This is a genomic window from Yersinia sp. 2545 StPb PI (assembly GCF_052217125.1).
GTDB classification, from domain to species: domain Bacteria; phylum Pseudomonadota; class Gammaproteobacteria; order Enterobacterales; family Enterobacteriaceae; genus Yersinia; species Yersinia enterocolitica_E.
Genome location: NZ_JAZGPY010000001.1, coordinates 3,755,436 through 3,770,714, shown reverse-complemented (window position 1 = coordinate 3,770,714; position 15,279 = coordinate 3,755,436). Strand labels below are relative to the sequence as shown.

Below are 15,279 nucleotides of genomic sequence, written 5' to 3'. Positions count from 1 at the left end.
ATGGTGATTATTAACCGAGCACAGTCGCTTTAAAGTAAGGTTTCGGCGGTTAACCTGTCGGTAATCAATACATCAACATAGTTACCCGTCAGTGCACCACGAATGGCAGCACTTTTCCCTACCCCTCCTGCCAGCGCTACCACTCGGGGGCAGGCACGCAGTTGTGGTAGCGACATACCAATCACTGGATCTTCTTCATCGCTAAGTACCGCATCGCCAGCAGCATCAAAATAATGCAGACATAAATCACCCACGGCCCCACGCTCTGCCAGTAACTTGAGCATCTCTTCGTGATAATAGTTACCGGAGTTTCTCAATAGCTGTGATGGCTCCAGATCACCAATTCCCACCAATACCAGATCAACTTCGGCAAATTTATTCACTACATCGGCAACTTCACCACTGGATATCAAGCGTGCGCGGTCTTCTGTCGAACGTTCAATACTTTGAGCGGGCAGCAAGTAAGCCGGACAATTTAAAATATTGGCTAATGCTTGAGTTAACAAGGTGGCTTGCACATTACCATTGGGGCCAACCCCTCCCAGTAATTGGATAACCCCGCTGGTTTTGATGTTAAGCGGATGAAGATTATCAACCATCGCCCGGATAGTGCTACTCCACGAAGAGATCCCCACCATATCGTTTGGGCGAATACTGGTTTGCATGTAATGGGCAGCAGCAGAACCAATAGCTTGCTTTATTTGGACTGGGTTGGCGTCATCAGCAATATCCACCACAATGGCCTGATCGATTCCATAGTGTTTTTGAATCCGTGATTCGATACCAATAAACATATTGGCAGGCTGAATCACGCTGATTTTCACCACTCCTTCTTTAACGCAGCGGGTGATCGCTCGGGAGACAAAAGATTGAGATAAATGCAGGCTGTCAGCAATTTCAGATTGCTTCATACCTTCGCTGTAATACAGCGTGGCTATTTTCACCAGCAACCGTTGCTCATCTTGTCTCGACATGGTTCCGTCCCGCTAATTATCTGATGCTGGTATTTTTATTCAAAGCTGAATAAATAACAAGCTGTACCGAATTTTAACGTCAGAGAGGCTGTACAAACAAACTGATACCCCTATGACCCCGAGTTACGGGGCGTTAGGTGTGTCTGTTGCAGACGATTCCTCTGTTTTTTCTACTTCTTCTTGTTGGTCAGGAGGCGGCATAACATCGTGGATCATTTGCTCGTCAAAGCTAGGGTTCAGCGCTGGTGACAGTGGGGAACTGACCAGGCTGTCCGGTATTGCCATGTGTGGAACCGGGGCATCGTTAACGAATTCGTCCTGATCTTGTTTCACCGTTCTGCTCAGTGTTATCAGGCTCACACCACACAGTACGAAGAATGCATATAGAATATTGCCACCCAATGGCTGAATCAGGGCACCTACAGCGAGCGGCCCAATACTGGCGCCAACGCCAAATGACATCAGTAAGCATGCCGCCAGTGAAACTCGCCGCTCTGGTGCAATCAGGTCATTAGCCAGAGCGACCACCAGTGGGTAGAGGGTGAACTGCAACATGCTGACGACAAACCCCAGACCCAGTAAAAAATGGAACGAGATATGGGGCACCAGGGCCAGCGGCAGTGCAGTTAATGCCAGTAATAATGCGTTAATACGGATCAGTAGCGTGCGGTTATAGCGATCGGACAACCAACTGAGAGGAAGTTGGGCCACTAAACCGGCAAAGATAGATAATGCCATAAACAGGCCGGTCTCCTGCGTTGATAGCGATTGCAGGCTGGCATAGACCGGTGCCAGACCATAGAAGGAGCCGACAATCATGCCAATTACCAAAGTTGATGCCAGTATTTTGGGAATTGAACTGATAAAGAATTTCAGCTCCATAGGGGCTGGGGACATTTGTTGGGCATTACTGCGCGTTGTTAGGGCTACAGGCACCAGGCAAAGGGCAAAAAATAGCGCAATAATCATCAGGGTGCTCAGACCCAACTCAGGTTGGAGCATTAATACCACCTGACCTAACGCCATACCGGCATAGGTTGCAGCCATATAAACACCAAACACGATACCGCGTTGATTAGAGGCTGCCTGATCATTGAGCCAACTTTCCAGCACCATAAACTGACACATCATACAGAGGCCAATAATCAAGCGCAGAACTACCCATGCGGGGATGTATTCAGTAAGTCCATGGCTTAACACGGCTGCCGTGATAATACCGGCACAGGCGACATAAGCGCGAATATGGCCTACGCGGGCAATCAGAAAATGGCCAACCTTGCCACCGATCACCAGACCAATATAATTTGCGGCAATAATTGCCCCAATTAATGCACCTGAGACATGGATGGCGGTCAACCTTAGCGAAATATAGGTCGTCAATAAGCCTGAACCCAGCAACATCAAAACGGTTGCACTATAAAGTGGGAAAAAGGCGTTAAGCGTTTTTTTCACTATCTCGTCCTTAGTTCATCATCCCGGATAACTATCCAGTACCCCTGATGCAACTTGCCGCATCCTACGTTGCCGATAAATTCGAACAGCCCTTTTGATACTAACAGCTAAGCCTGTGAGGTAAAGCTTTGTACGGGAAAGCGCTTTTTTTCATTCCTCCTTGCGAGAGGTTTCGCATAACTGACAGTGGTTGTCGTTACGGGCTAAAGAAGTGCTACTATCGGCGGCGGGAGATTTTATTAGAGTAGGGGGCAACAATGAGCGAGAAACAATTACGCCAGCTCAGTATTGCAATCGGGAATAAGCTAAAGGCCCGTGGTGCCTGGGTGACCTGTGCTGAGTCCTGTACAGGGGGTTGGGTGGCCAAAGCATTAACTGATATTGCGGGGAGTTCAGCGTACTTTGACCGTGGTTTCGTGACATACAGTAATGCAGCCAAACACGATTTGCTCGGTGTGGACGAAATCACGTTAGCAAATTATGGTGCTGTGAGTGAAGCCGTAGTACGAGAGATGGCGCTCGGAGCATTGAGAGAAGCGAATGCTGACTTCGCGGTATCTATTAGTGGCATTGCCGGGCCTGATGGTGGCAGTGCGGATAAACCGGTTGGTACGGTATGGTTTGCTTTCGCGGCACGTGAAGGGCAGATTTTGGCATGCAAACAGATTTTCCCCGGTGATCGCGATGCAGTAAGGCTGCAAGCGGCTGTTTTCGCGCTACAAACACTATTCGATGATTTTCTGTAAAAATAGGCTTGATACTGTATGATTGTACAGTATAATTAGCGGTAATTTCCTGCATAAAACAACATTCAGTGGTAATGGTAGGGGTAACCCCTGCATACCAGAGAGGGAGTAAAAATGGCTATTGATGAGAATAAACAAAAGGCGTTAGCAGCAGCACTGGGCCAAATTGAAAAACAATTCGGTAAAGGCTCTATTATGCGCCTTGGCGAAGACCGCTCAATGGATGTTGAAACCATCTCTACCGGTTCCCTTTCTCTTGATATCGCATTGGGAGCCGGTGGCTTGCCAATGGGGCGTATTGTTGAGATTTATGGTCCTGAGTCATCAGGTAAAACAACGCTAACGTTACAGGTTATTGCTTCCGCACAGCGTGAAGGCAAGACTTGTGCATTTATCGATGCTGAGCATGCTCTTGACCCAATTTATGCCAAAAAATTAGGTGTAGATATTGATAACCTGCTTTGTTCTCAGCCAGATACTGGTGAGCAAGCATTGGAAATCTGTGATGCATTGACTCGTTCTGGTGCTGTTGACGTTATCATCGTTGACTCGGTTGCTGCATTGACGCCTAAAGCCGAGATTGAAGGCGAAATCGGTGACTCTCACATGGGCCTTGCGGCACGTATGATGAGCCAGGCTATGCGTAAGCTGGCGGGTAACTTGAAGAATGCGAATACCTTACTGATCTTCATTAACCAGATTCGTATGAAGATCGGCGTTATGTTTGGTAACCCTGAAACTACCACCGGTGGTAACGCACTTAAATTTTACGCGTCTGTGCGTTTGGATATTCGCCGTATTGGCGCAGTAAAAGAAGGCGATGTAGTTGTTGGTAGCGAAACTCGCGTTAAAGTTGTGAAAAACAAAATTGCAGCGCCATTTAAACAAGCTGAATTCCAGATTCTGTACGGTGAAGGCATCAATATTAACGGCGAACTCGTTGATTTGGGTGTTAAACACAAACTGATTGAGAAAGCAGGTGCATGGTATAGCTACAACGGCGACAAAATTGGTCAAGGTAAAGCGAATGCCAGCAACTATTTAAAAGAAAACCCAGCGGTTGCGGCAGAGTTGGATAAAAAACTGCGTGAAATGCTACTTAACGGTGGGAACGGCGAACAACCTGTAGCAACAGCAGCATTTGCCGATGAGACTGATGAAACTAGCGAAGAGTTTTAATTAATAAGGTTAAAACAGCGCGTTAGTATCAGCAGATTAAGTAGTTAACAAGCGGCCCATTAATTGGGCCGCTTGAGTAAGTAAATAGCAATTCGTATTCAGCTCTCCACTCCTGCTCATATCCAAAATAATCAGAGCCCGTACCTACCTGCAACGCCGAGAGAGAAGGCTGTTACCCAAAATAATTTGATTACAGCAAGGTAGCCAACGAATGAGTTCCGATGAACTGACCCTTGTCAGTAATTCGGGCGAGTGAGAGCCGCTAACACAGCAGTAACCTCAAGTAAGAAGGGTATATGAATGACCTGTTAAGCCGTGCCATGAGATTACTCTCTCAGCGTGATCATAGTGAATCGGAGTTGCGCCGTAAGCTTGCAGCCCAGCCTTTTTCGGCAAAAGGGAATTGGGGTAGGCGCACCAGCGGTGAAAATAGCAAACCTGTCGAAGATATTGATCCTCAAGCTATCGAACAAGTTATTGCTTATTGCTATCAACACGATTGGTTAGACGATTCCCGCTTTGCCACCAGTTATATTAATAGCCGTAGTCGGAAAGGATATGGGGCACAGCGCATCCGTTCGGAATTGATGCAAAAAGGGGTCGATAAAGAACTAATTCAAGCTGCTTTTGAAATCAGTGAAATCGACTGGTGTCTGCTCGCAAAAGAAGTCGCACAGCGTAAATTTAGTGAAACTTTACCTCTTGAGTGGAAAGAAAAGGCGAAAGTTCAGCGTTATCTCCTCTATCGTGGCTTCTTCCAAGAAGAAATTCAGTCGATTTACAATGATTTTGTCGAATGAATGCACGCGGGATTTTACTTCCCCTCGAAGAAAATTTATCTTATTCCCACTTTTTGTTCGTGAGCTTACCCACTGCGTTATCAATAATTGATGCGCAATATGCTTGCGGGCCATTCTTTTAGCTTGTTTCCGGGGCAATTATGAGCAAGAGCACCGCTGAGATTCGTCAAGCGTTTCTCGATTTCTTCCATAGCAAGGGACACCAGGTTGTATCAAGCAGCTCTTTGGTTCCCAATAATGACCCGACGCTGTTGTTTACCAATGCGGGGATGAACCAGTTCAAGGACGTTTTCTTAGGTTTGGATAAACGGGCCTATTCTCGTGCAACGACCTCTCAACGTTGTGTGCGTGCAGGTGGTAAGCATAACGATCTGGAAAACGTAGGTTATACCGCGCGTCATCACACATTTTTCGAAATGTTGGGTAACTTCAGCTTTGGTGATTATTTCAAACATGATGCTATCAGTTTCGCTTGGGAATTATTGACCAGCGAACAGTGGTTTAACTTACCAAAAGAAAAACTTTGGGTAACCGTCTACGAAACCGATGATGAAGCCTATGAAATCTGGGCTAACGACGTTGGTGTTCCTCGTGAACGTATCATTCGTATCGGTGATAACAAAGGTGGTGCTTTTGCGTCAGATAACTTCTGGCAAATGGGTGATACCGGTCCATGTGGTCCATGCACAGAGATTTTCTTTGATCATGGTGACCATATCTGGGGCGGACCTCCTGGGTCGGCAGAAGAAGATGGCGATCGCTATATTGAGATCTGGAATCTCGTCTTCATGCAGTTTAACCGCCAGTCAGATGGCACTATGCTGCCATTGCCTAAGCCCTCGGTTGATACCGGTATGGGGCTTGAGCGTATTGCTGCGGTATTACAACACGTTAATTCTAACTATGAGATTGACCTGTTCCGCGATTTGATTAAAGCGGTGGCGCAAGCCACTGGTGCAACCGATCTTTCCAGCAAGTCGCTGCGTGTCATCGCTGACCATATTCGATCTTGTGCCTTCCTGATTTCTGATGGGGTTATCCCGTCAAATGAAAACCGTGGTTATGTTTTGCGTCGTATTATTCGCCGCGCTATTCGCCATGGCAACATGTTGGGGGCTAAAGAGACTTTCTTCTACAAATTAGTTGCTCCGTTGATTGCCGTGATGGGATCTGCTGCTGCTGAATTGAAACAACAGCAGGCGATGGTTGAACAAGTTCTGAAAACTGAAGAAGAGCAGTTTGCGCGCACCTTAGAGCGTGGCTTAGCCCTGCTGGATGAAGAGCTCAGTAAATTGACCGGTGACACCCTCGACGGTGAGACGGCTTTCCGCTTATATGATACTTACGGCTTCCCGGTTGATTTAACTGCTGATGTTTGTCGTGAGCGTAATCTGAAAGTGGATGAAGCTGGTTTTGAACAAGCGATGGAAGCTCAGCGTCGTCGTGCCCGCGAATCCAGTGGTTTTGGTGCAGATTATAATAGTATGATCCGTGTTGATAGCGCGAGCCAGTTCTCGGGTTATGACCATGTTCATCAACAAGCTACCGTTACCGCATTGTTCCGCAACGGGGTAGCCGTTGATGAAATTAATGCCGGTGAAGAGGCAGTTGTTGTCTTGAATCAAACACCATTTTATGGTGAGTCTGGTGGTCAGGTTGGTGACAAAGGCGAACTTAAAAATGCTACCGCCACCTTCGTGGTTGCGGACACTCAGAAATACGGTCAGGCTATCGGTCACTTGGGGCAATTGACTCAAGGCACTCTGCGAGTTAACCACAGTATTGATGCTCAGGTTGACGTCGCACGTCGTAATCGCATTCGGTTGAACCACTCCGCAACCCATTTACTGCATGCGGCATTGCGTAAAACGCTGGGTGAGCACGTAGCTCAGAAAGGCTCGTTAGTTAACGACAAGTATTTGCGTTTTGACTTCTCTCATTTTGAAGCGATGAAGCCAGAACAAATTCGTCAGGTAGAAGATCTGGTCAACGAGCAGATTCGCCGTAACTTGCCAGTCCAGACAGAAGTGATGGAACTGGATGCGGCCAAAGAAAAAGGGGCGATGGCCCTGTTTGGTGAGAAGTATGACGACCAGGTACGAGTATTAACCATGGGCGATTTCTCAACTGAGCTGTGTGGCGGTATTCACGCCAGCCGCACTGGTGATATTGGCTTGTTCCGCATCCTGTCTGAATCAGGTACGGCGGCAGGTATCCGCCGTATCGAGGCAGTCACTGGAGAGGGGGCTATTGCACTGCTACACCAGCAAACTGACCTGCTGGCGGATGTTGCTCATCTGGTGAAGGGTGATACCCATAATTTGGCAGATAAAGTCCGTGCCGTGTTAGATCGCAGTAAACTGCTGGAACGTGAACTCCAGCAACTGAAAGATCAACAAGCCGCTCAAGAAAGTGCGTCATTGTCATCAAGTGCGAAATTGGTTAACGGTGTGAAGTTACTCGTTAGTCAGTTAGACAATGTTGAACCAAAAATGCTGCGTACCATGGTTGATGATCTTAAAAATCAACTGGGGTCGGCCATTATTGTGCTGGCAACAACAGCGGATGATAAGGTCAGCCTGATTGTTGGTGTAACCAAAGATCTTACCGGAAAAGTAAAAGCAGGTGAGTTAATCGCAGATATTGCCCTGCAAGTGGGCGGTAAAGGCGGTGGACGGCCTGATATGGCACAAGCGGGTGGTACTGATGTTCTGGCATTGCCAGCGGCATTGGCAAGCGTAGACGCTTGGGTAGCTTCCCGGTTATAAGCAAGTAATGACCTATTAAATCAATACGCCATATCTCTATGCTGGGTATGGCGTTTTTCAATTTTCATGTCATAGTTCGAAAACAAAGTTAAACGCAAAGTTGTTTGCTTCAGCTAAACTTGTATTAGTTAGATACTCGACCAAGCTACTTACATTTTATGTGAATGTGATGGCTTACGTTTTCACGGTGTATGATGGATAATGGCGGGGAAACTGAGAGACCCGACTCTTTTAATTTTTCAAGGAGCAAAGAATGCTTATTCTGACTCGTCGAGTTGGTGAAACACTCATGATTGGCGATGAGGTTACGGTTACTGTATTAGGGGTTAAAGGCAACCAAGTTCGAATTGGTGTAAATGCTCCGAAAGAGGTTTCTGTTCACCGTGAAGAGATCTACCAGCGCATCCAAGCAGAAAAGTCTCAACCGACGACTTACTGATTTTGAAGCAGCGTCTCGTGTTATACGAGACGCTACTGCTGTCTATTCTCCTCAGTTCTGCTGTTTTATCTCCTTTTAACCTTCTTCTCCCTGTAATAATTTTCTATTTTCAATCTCTTTAATTGGCCGCTGGTGAGAGTTTTATTTTTTCCTCTATCGAATTACGCCGCAATAAACACTATCTTGCCTGTTGATAAAACACTCTTTTTGACGTCAAACTGGTCATGTTGTGTGTGAATTGTGCAAATGAACGTGAGTTGGGAAAAATTGTTTGACTTATAAGTGCGGGAAAGTAATATGTGCGCCACGCAGTGCCGATGAGCTTCTTCAAAAGCAAGTCAGGCACAATTCGAAAGAAGCGTATGGTGAGGTGGCCGAGAGGCTGAAGGCGCTCCCCTGCTAAGGGAGTATACGGTCAAAAGCTGTATCGAGGGTTCGAATCCCTCCCTCACCGCCATTTACTATGCACCCATAGCTCAGCTGGATAGAGTACTCGGCTACGAACCGAGCGGTCGGAAGTTCGAATCTTCCTGGGTGCACCATATTTTGCAGTATGGTGAAATAGTCAAATGAACATCAGGTAGTGTCAAAGAATTAATTGCACCCATAGCTCAGCTGGATAGAGTACTCGGCTACGAACCGAGCGGTCGGAAGTTCGAATCTTCCTGGGTGCACCATCTTCTAGGTCATACATCTTGTTGTTAAGTTTCACTTGCTGAAACGCCTCCGTAAAATTAGAAATAAAAATCGCACCCATAGCTCAGCTGGATAGAGTACTCGGCTACGAACCGAGCGGTCGGAAGTTCGAATCTTCCTGGGTGCACCATATTAAGAAACCTCGCTACGGCGGGGTTTTCTGCTTTTTAGCAGCAGATAATTCGTAGAACCGAGCGGTTGGAAGTTCGAGCCGAGCGCAGCGAGACAACGTTGCTTTAGCAACGGCCCGTAGGGCGAGGCGTAAGCCGAGTCATCTTCCTGGGTGCACCATATTAAGAAACCTCGCTACGGCGGGGTTTTCTGCTTTTTAGTTTTTGCTTCATGTTCCCTATAGCCCAGCAAAACGAAATACCTGAATTCTCTTATCTCGTAATCAACGCTTCAACTCATTGGTTTCTTCTATATCAAATAGCAACTTTATTAAGCTGAATTTATTATTTATCAAGTAAATTCATGCAATTATACAGTAAGCGACAATTTAGTTAGTTTGCGATAAAGTAGCTTTTCATTTATTCCTAGGCGCGGGGCCACGATGTACGATCGCTACGAAGGCCTGATTTTTGATATGGATGGCACCATTCTGGACACTGAGTCCACACATCGTCAGGCCTGGCGTCAGGTGCTAACGCCTTATGGTATGCATTTCGATGATCAAGCGATGGTGGCTTTGAATGGCGCACCGACTTGGCGAATTGCCCAGGCAATCATCGCTAATCATCAATCTGATTTGGATCCTCATTTATTGGCCACTGAGAAAACAGCATTAGTGAAGACGATGCTGTTGGATAATGTGAAGCCTCTACCGCTCATAGACGTGGTTAAAGCCTATCATGGGCGTATACCTATGGCTGTAGGGACAGGAAGCGAGCATGCTATGGCAGAGATGCTCTTGTGTCATCTGGGTCTGCGCGGTTATTTCGCGGCCGTTGTCGGTGCTGATGATGTCACCAAACATAAACCAGAGCCTGAGACATTTTTACGCTGTGCGCAGTTACTCGGCGTGCAGCCAGATAAATGTGTCGTCTTCGAAGATGCTGACTTTGGTGTTGAAGCGGCTAAAAGGGCCAATATGGCAATAGTTGATGTGCGCCTGTTGTGAGTAGTACGCTAGCTATTGCTTCTTTATTCGGGAGTAGCTTCCTCAGTGCGACGCTCTTACCCGGAAATTCTGAAATTCTGTTAGTCACTCTATTAACGGCAGGTAGTGCGCCGGCAATGATGCTGGTGTTATCTGCCACTGTCGGAAATACCCTTGGGGGGCTAACAAATGTTGTTATAGGACGTTTATTACCGGAGCTAAAGCCACAGCGGGGGATGAGTACAGCATTAGGCTGGCTCCAACGTTTTGGCCCAGCGGCTTTGTTATTGAGCTGGCTACCGATAGTGGGCGATTTGATGTGTGTGTTGGCAGGCTGGTTGCGAATGCCCTGGGGTCTTGTGGCTTTTTTTCTGTGTTTGGGAAAAGCATTACGTTATATCGTATTAACGGTAATTACGTTGCAAGGAATCGCCTGGTGGCAGTAAAGAATGTGACAAACTTACATAGTCACCTCGATGCAGTTTCAGTATGCTGGCGAGTTATGGTTTTCAAGAGCGGGAGGTCGATTTGATCCCGGATGTATCACACGCGCTAACTTGGCTGGAAGCGCACCCTAAAGCCCTGAAAGGGATCCGTCGCGGTATCGAGCGGGAAACATTGAGAGTGACTGCCGATGGCCAATTAGCCTCGACGGGTCATCCAGAGTCATTGGGTGCAGCCCTGACACATCAATGGATTACCACTGATTTTGCTGAGGCATTGTTGGAATTCATTACTCCAGTCGATGGTGATATTGACCATTTGCTGACTTTTTTACGTGATATCCACCGTTATACGGCACGTAAACTGGGTGATGAACGTATGTGGCCGCTCAGTATGCCTTGCTTTATTGAGGCTGAGCAGGATATTGAATTGGCTAAGTATGGTTCTTCTAATATTGGCCGTTTCAAAACACTTTACCGTGAAGGTTTAAAAAACCGTTACGGTGCGTTGATGCAAACTATCTCTGGAGTGCACTATAACTTCTCTTTGCCGCTGGAGTTTTGGCAGGCATGGGCAGGTGTCACCGATGAAAAAAGCGGTAAGGAAGAGATCTCAGCGGGCTATTTCCGACTGATTCGCAACTACTACCGTTTTGGTTGGGTTATTCCATATCTGTTTGGTGCTTCACCGGCGATTTGCTCATCGTTCCTGCAAGGGCGCGAGACGGCATTACCCTTCGAGCGTAATGATAAGGGGATGTGTTATTTGCCCTATGCCACCTCTTTACGTCTGAGTGATTTGGGTTATACCAATAAATCACAAAGCAATTTGGGTATCACGTTTAATGACCTGCACACCTATGTTGCTGGGCTGAAACGTGCGATCCAAACGCCATCAGAAGAGTACGCAGCACTGGGGCTAAAAGACGGTGACCGTCATCTGCAATTGAATACCAATGTATTGCAGATTGAAAATGAATTGTATGCCCCTATTCGGCCAAAACGGGTTACCCGGGCTGGCGAATCACCGTCAGATGCTTTGCTACGTGGCGGCATTGAATATATCGAAGTGCGCTCTCTGGACATTAACCCATTCTCACCGATTGGCGTTGATGCAGTACAGGCACGGTTCCTCGATCTATTCCTGATTTGGTGTGTATTGGCCGATGCGCCTGAAATGAGCAGTGATGAACTACTGTGTACCCGTAAGAACTGGAATCGGGTTATTTTAGAAGGGCGTAAGCCGGGGCAGACGATTGGCAGGGGATGCAACGATACCCGTGAACCGCTGGAAAAGGTCGGAAAAGATCTGTTTGCAGACCTGCGCCGTGTTGCAGAAGTGCTGGATGGCAAAGACAGTACTGAATATCAACAAGTTTGTGATGAGCTTGTGGCGTATTTTGATGATCCAAGCCTGACATTCTCCGCGCGTATTTTGCAAGCGATGAAAGAAGGTGGTATTGGTGGTATTGGCCTTGAACTCGCGGAGCGATACAAGGAGATGCTGCAAAATGAACCATTGGAATTACTGACAGAAGAGCAATTAAGCGCAGAGCGAGATGCTTCATGGCAGCGCCAGCGTGATCTGGAACTCAAAGATCAACTAAGCTTTGAAGAATATTTGCTGCTTCATGGCGGCCAATAAAAAGAAAAGGCCACATTGCTGTGGCCAAATTAACATCTCTGATAACAGGGATGATGATAACAAATGCGCGTCTTTCACATATTAAGACGCACAGGATTCGAAAAAGTTTCACGGATTGCGAAAAAAGATCAGATAAAAAATTATTTTTTTATGAGGAGGTGACTAAATGCCATTATTGGATAGCTTTACCGTAGACCATACCATTATGAAAGCACCGGCTGTGCGTGTTGCTAAGACGATGAAAACCCCTCATGGCGACGAGATAACTGTATTTGATTTGCGCTTCTGTGTGCCAAATAAAGAAGTGATGCCGGAACGCGGGATTCATACACTGGAGCATCTATTTGCCGGTTTTATGCGTAACCACCTCAATGGCAACGGTGTTGAGATTATCGATATCTCGCCAATGGGATGCCGTACCGGTTTCTATATGAGCCTGATTGGTACGCCGGATGAGCAACGCGTTGCTAATGCCTGGAAAGCGGCAATGGCGGATGTGTTGAAGGTAACCGACCAACGGAAAATTCCTGAACTGAATGAGTATCAGTGCGGTACTTATCATATGCACTCACTGGAGGAGGCTCAGGCGATTGCCAAAGGTATCCTTGATCGTGATGTACGTATCAATCACAACGAAGAACTGGCGCTGCCGAAAGAAAAACTATCTGAATTACATATTTAGTTTTCGATAGGCTAATGCAAAAAAGACGCTGATAAGGCGTCTTTTTTATGTTCGCTAGCCGCATTGGTTACGCAGTTATGCGGAGCTGCCTTGAGACACTATGGGGGCGACTCGCACCTGTTTAATCATGTTCTCTTGTACATCCAGAACATCAATTAGGTAATTGCCGATACGGACCTGAGCACCTACCTGTGGGATCTCTTGTAGCTCTTCCAGCAGCATGCCATTGATGGTACGGGCATCGATCGGAAGTGACCAGTTGAATGCTTTGTTCAGTTCGCGAACGCTGGCGCTACCATCAATGAGTACTGAACCATCGCTTTGCGGATTGACCTCTTCTGCCAGTGTTGGGGACATTGACGTGGTAAAGTCGCCAACGATCTCTTCCAAAATATCTTCAACTGTCACCAACCCTTGAATATCACCATATTCATCGACAATCATGCCGACTTTCTCTTTATTTCTCTGGAATTTCACCAGTTGCACATTCAGTGGTGTGCCTTCTGGAATAAAGTAAATTTCATCAGCTGCGCGCAGCAAATTCTCTTTATTGAACTCTTTTTTCTCCGTCATCAATCGATAGGCTTCCCGCACACGTAACATGCCGATGGCATCGTCCAATGACTGGCGATACAACACGATGCGCCCATGTGGTGAGTGGGTTAACTGGCGCATGATTGACTTCCAGTCATCATTGATGTCAATACCGACCACTTCATTGCGTGGCACCATGATGTCGCTAACTGTAACTTTTTCCAAGTCCAGTACCGATATCAACATATCTTGATTACGGCGGGATATTTGTGAGTGGGATTCATTCACAATACTGCGCAATTCATCTTTGCTGACGGCATCGCTTCTGTGAACATTCCCTCTAATGCCACACAGACGCATCAGCGCGCGCGTAATGGTATTTAACAACCATACCAGTGGCAGCATAATTTTCTGTAGGGGAACCAGTAAGAAACTGCTGGGGAAGGCGACACGTTCAGGATAAAGTGCCGCGATAGTTTTCGGCATCACCTCAGCAAAAATCAACACCACAAAAGTCAGCACTCCGGTTGCTATTGCGACTCCGGCATTCCCGTATAAGCGGATACCAACAATAGTTGCCAAGGCGGATGCCAAAATATTAACCAGGTTGTTGCCGATTAACACCAGACTTATCAGGCGATCGGGACGTCTTAGTAGTTTCTCAACTCGCCGTGCGGCGCGATTACCCTGTTTGGATAAATGGCGCAAACGATAGCGGTTAAGGGTCATCATACCGGTTTCGGAGGCAGAAAAATAAGCCGAGACCACGACCATAATGACCAGAATAATGATCAGCGTGCTAGTTGATACGTGATCCAACACTGTATTCCTTAATGGCGATGGTGGCTCTGTCAGTTCAACTGATCCATACGCTGATGATGGAGAGGATGATTAAGGAACTATAATTTCCTGCACCAAGCGGCTGCCAAAATAGGCCAGCGTAAGTAGAAATGCACCAGCGAAGCTGAACCAAATCACTCTACGCCCACGCCAGCCTTCATGGTAATGGCCCCATAATAGAACAATATAGACAAACCAGGCCATGATCGATAACACCGCTTTATGGACGTTTTCTTTACTAAATATGTTGTCCATATAAAGTAAACCAGTACACAGCGTCAGTGTCAGTAATACCACCCCAATTTGGGTGATATGGAACATTTTACGCTCAATACTCATTAATGGTGGCATGTCTGCATTAAATGTCAGTTTTTTATTCTTTAACTGATAATCGAGCCAAGCCAGTTGTAATGCATATAACGCTGCGATAATAAGTGTCGCGTAAGCAAAAAGCGCCAACCCAATGTGAACGAATATGGTGGGGCTGGTTTCCAGATGAGTAATAAACTCGCCCGGTAGCAAACTGGCAAGGGCCAGGTTGATCATGGCGAAGCTATAGACAATCGGCAGCAAGAACCAACCGCGCCCCCGTGAGGCGACGATAGTCATGATAGTGCAGATCATCAACCCCACGATGGAGCCAATATTCAATAAAGTGAGGTTTTGGCCCCCACCGACATCAAAAATCTGATGCTTCAGAGCAATAGCATGGCACACTAGAGCCACGACGGCAGAAACCAGCGCTAACCGCCGGTAAGCACTATTTTTCTGCACCAAGCTTGGGACAATCAGGCCCAGGCTGAGCAAATAAGCGATCAAAGCCAAAATGGAGAACACGGGCATAGCGGTATATGAGCATCGGCTAAGTGAATTAGATAGCCAGTATAGCGTTGAGCGCGTTCCTCTCCAACCGTTCTCCGACGTGAGAGCAGAGATCGTTTAAGCTTCGTGTTATAATCCCCCCATTGTGTCGCCAGAGCGG

13 protein-coding genes, 4 tRNA genes and 1 other RNA gene are annotated in these 15,279 nt (G+C 46.9%); 14 read left to right on the top strand and 4 right to left on the bottom strand.

The genetic code is table 11. The annotated features are described in order from the left end of the window. Positions 1-29 precede the first annotated feature (29 nt). Together V1955_RS17665 and V1955_RS17660 are read right to left on the bottom strand one after the other, a co-directional pair. A complete protein-coding gene (locus tag V1955_RS17665) occupies positions 30-974 on the bottom strand; it encodes a sugar-binding transcriptional regulator (RefSeq protein WP_442821231.1) in 945 nt (314 codons plus the stop codon). A gap of 123 nt (positions 975-1,097) precedes the next feature. After that, positions 1,098-2,426, bottom strand: coding sequence for an MFS transporter (locus tag V1955_RS17660; RefSeq protein WP_083160254.1), 1,329 nt, complete (start codon positions 2,424-2,426; stop codon positions 1,098-1,100). A gap of 257 nt (positions 2,427-2,683) precedes the next feature. Here V1955_RS17660 and pncC point away from each other — a divergent pair, with 257 nt between their 5' ends. The 14 genes from pncC to luxS all read left to right on the top strand — a co-directional run bounded on the left by pncC (position 2,684) and on the right by luxS (position 12,923). After that, the gene (gene pncC / locus V1955_RS17655; RefSeq protein WP_083160252.1) at positions 2,684-3,172 is read left to right on the top strand and encodes a nicotinamide-nucleotide amidase; all 489 of its coding nucleotides are present in this window, start codon (positions 2,684-2,686) and stop codon (positions 3,170-3,172) included. A gap of 114 nt (positions 3,173-3,286) precedes the next feature. After that, on the top strand, positions 3,287-4,351 hold the full coding sequence (recA, locus tag V1955_RS17650; RefSeq protein ID WP_083160250.1) for a recombinase RecA: 1,065 nt from the start codon (positions 3,287-3,289) through the stop codon (positions 4,349-4,351). Between the two features lie 296 nt (positions 4,352-4,647). Next, positions 4,648-5,151, top strand: a complete 504-nt coding sequence (gene recX, locus V1955_RS17645) for a recombination regulator RecX (RefSeq protein WP_083160248.1) — start codon at positions 4,648-4,650, stop codon at positions 5,149-5,151. Positions 5,152-5,291: 140 nt separating this feature from the next. After that, entirely contained in the window at positions 5,292-7,919 is a 2,628-nt protein-coding gene (alaS, locus tag V1955_RS17640) for an alanine--tRNA ligase (protein WP_372568732.1), read from the top strand. Positions 7,920-8,172: 253 nt separating this feature from the next. After that, the gene (gene csrA / locus V1955_RS17635; RefSeq protein WP_002209449.1) at positions 8,173-8,358 is read left to right on the top strand and encodes a carbon storage regulator CsrA; all 186 of its coding nucleotides are present in this window, start codon (positions 8,173-8,175) and stop codon (positions 8,356-8,358) included. Between the two features lie 364 nt (positions 8,359-8,722). Continuing rightward, positions 8,723-8,815, top strand: a tRNA-Ser gene (locus V1955_RS17630). An 8-nt stretch (positions 8,816-8,823) separates the two neighbouring features. Then, positions 8,824-8,900, top strand: a tRNA-Arg gene (locus tag V1955_RS17625). 58 nt (positions 8,901-8,958) lie between these two features. After that, positions 8,959-9,035 (top strand) — tRNA-Arg (locus tag V1955_RS17620). Positions 9,036-9,107: 72 nt separating this feature from the next. Next, positions 9,108-9,184, top strand: a tRNA-Arg gene (locus V1955_RS17615). A 27-nt stretch (positions 9,185-9,211) separates the two neighbouring features. Then, positions 9,212-9,345: non-coding RNA, RtT sRNA (locus V1955_RS17610), on the top strand. 262 nt (positions 9,346-9,607) lie between these two features. Then, entirely contained in the window at positions 9,608-10,174 is a 567-nt protein-coding gene (gene yqaB, locus V1955_RS17605) for a fructose-1-phosphate/6-phosphogluconate phosphatase (RefSeq protein ID WP_083160244.1), read from the top strand. Then, a complete protein-coding gene (locus V1955_RS17600) occupies positions 10,171-10,599 on the top strand; it encodes a YqaA family protein (RefSeq protein WP_083160242.1) in 429 nt (142 codons plus the stop codon). The genes yqaB and V1955_RS17600 overlap by 4 nt, the downstream gene beginning before the upstream one ends. Before the next feature lie 43 nt (positions 10,600-10,642). Next, on the top strand, positions 10,643-12,241 hold the full coding sequence (gene gshA / locus V1955_RS17595) for a glutamate--cysteine ligase (protein ID WP_193784717.1): 1,599 nt from the start codon (positions 10,643-10,645) through the stop codon (positions 12,239-12,241). Positions 12,242-12,407: 166 nt separating this feature from the next. Then, positions 12,408-12,923 (top strand): S-ribosylhomocysteine lyase, encoded by a 516-nt coding sequence (luxS, locus tag V1955_RS17590; protein WP_083160240.1) that lies wholly within the window; start codon positions 12,408-12,410, stop codon positions 12,921-12,923. A 75-nt stretch (positions 12,924-12,998) separates the two neighbouring features. Here luxS and V1955_RS17585 read toward each other — a convergent pair whose 3' ends face one another. Beyond that, positions 12,999-14,276: an HlyC/CorC family transporter gene (locus V1955_RS17585; RefSeq protein ID WP_193784716.1), complete on the bottom strand. Its 1,278-nt coding sequence runs from the start codon at positions 14,274-14,276 to the stop codon at positions 12,999-13,001. Between the two features lie 72 nt (positions 14,277-14,348). Continuing rightward, entirely contained in the window at positions 14,349-15,140 is a 792-nt protein-coding gene (locus V1955_RS17580; protein ID WP_083160235.1) for a cytochrome C assembly family protein, read from the bottom strand. Between the last annotated feature and the right edge of the window lie 139 nt (positions 15,141-15,279).

What these genes read in the sequence shown, in the direction of transcription:
- recA (WP_083160250.1), top strand. Translation starts at nt 3,287, where the DNA reads ATGGCTATTGATGAGAATAAACAAAAGGCGTTAGCAGCAGCACTGGGC.
- recX (WP_083160248.1), top strand. Translation starts at nt 4,648, where the DNA reads ATGAATGACCTGTTAAGCCGTGCCATGAGATTACTCTCTCAGCGTGAT.
- csrA (WP_002209449.1), top strand. Translation starts at nt 8,173, where the DNA reads ATGCTTATTCTGACTCGTCGAGTTGGTGAAACACTCATGATTGGCGAT.
- pncC (WP_083160252.1), top strand. Translation starts at nt 2,684, where the DNA reads ATGAGCGAGAAACAATTACGCCAGCTCAGTATTGCAATCGGGAATAAG.
- V1955_RS17580 (WP_083160235.1), bottom strand. Translation starts at nt 15,140, where the DNA reads ATGCCCGTGTTCTCCATTTTGGCTTTGATCGCTTATTTGCTCAGCCTG.
- V1955_RS17665 (WP_442821231.1), bottom strand. Translation starts at nt 974, where the DNA reads ATGTCGAGACAAGATGAGCAACGGTTGCTGGTGAAAATAGCCACGCTG.
- yqaB (WP_083160244.1), top strand. Translation starts at nt 9,608, where the DNA reads ATGTACGATCGCTACGAAGGCCTGATTTTTGATATGGATGGCACCATT.
- luxS (WP_083160240.1), top strand. Translation starts at nt 12,408, where the DNA reads ATGCCATTATTGGATAGCTTTACCGTAGACCATACCATTATGAAAGCA.
- gshA (WP_193784717.1), top strand. Translation starts at nt 10,643, where the DNA reads ATGCTGGCGAGTTATGGTTTTCAAGAGCGGGAGGTCGATTTGATCCCG.
- alaS (WP_372568732.1), top strand. Translation starts at nt 5,292, where the DNA reads ATGAGCAAGAGCACCGCTGAGATTCGTCAAGCGTTTCTCGATTTCTTC.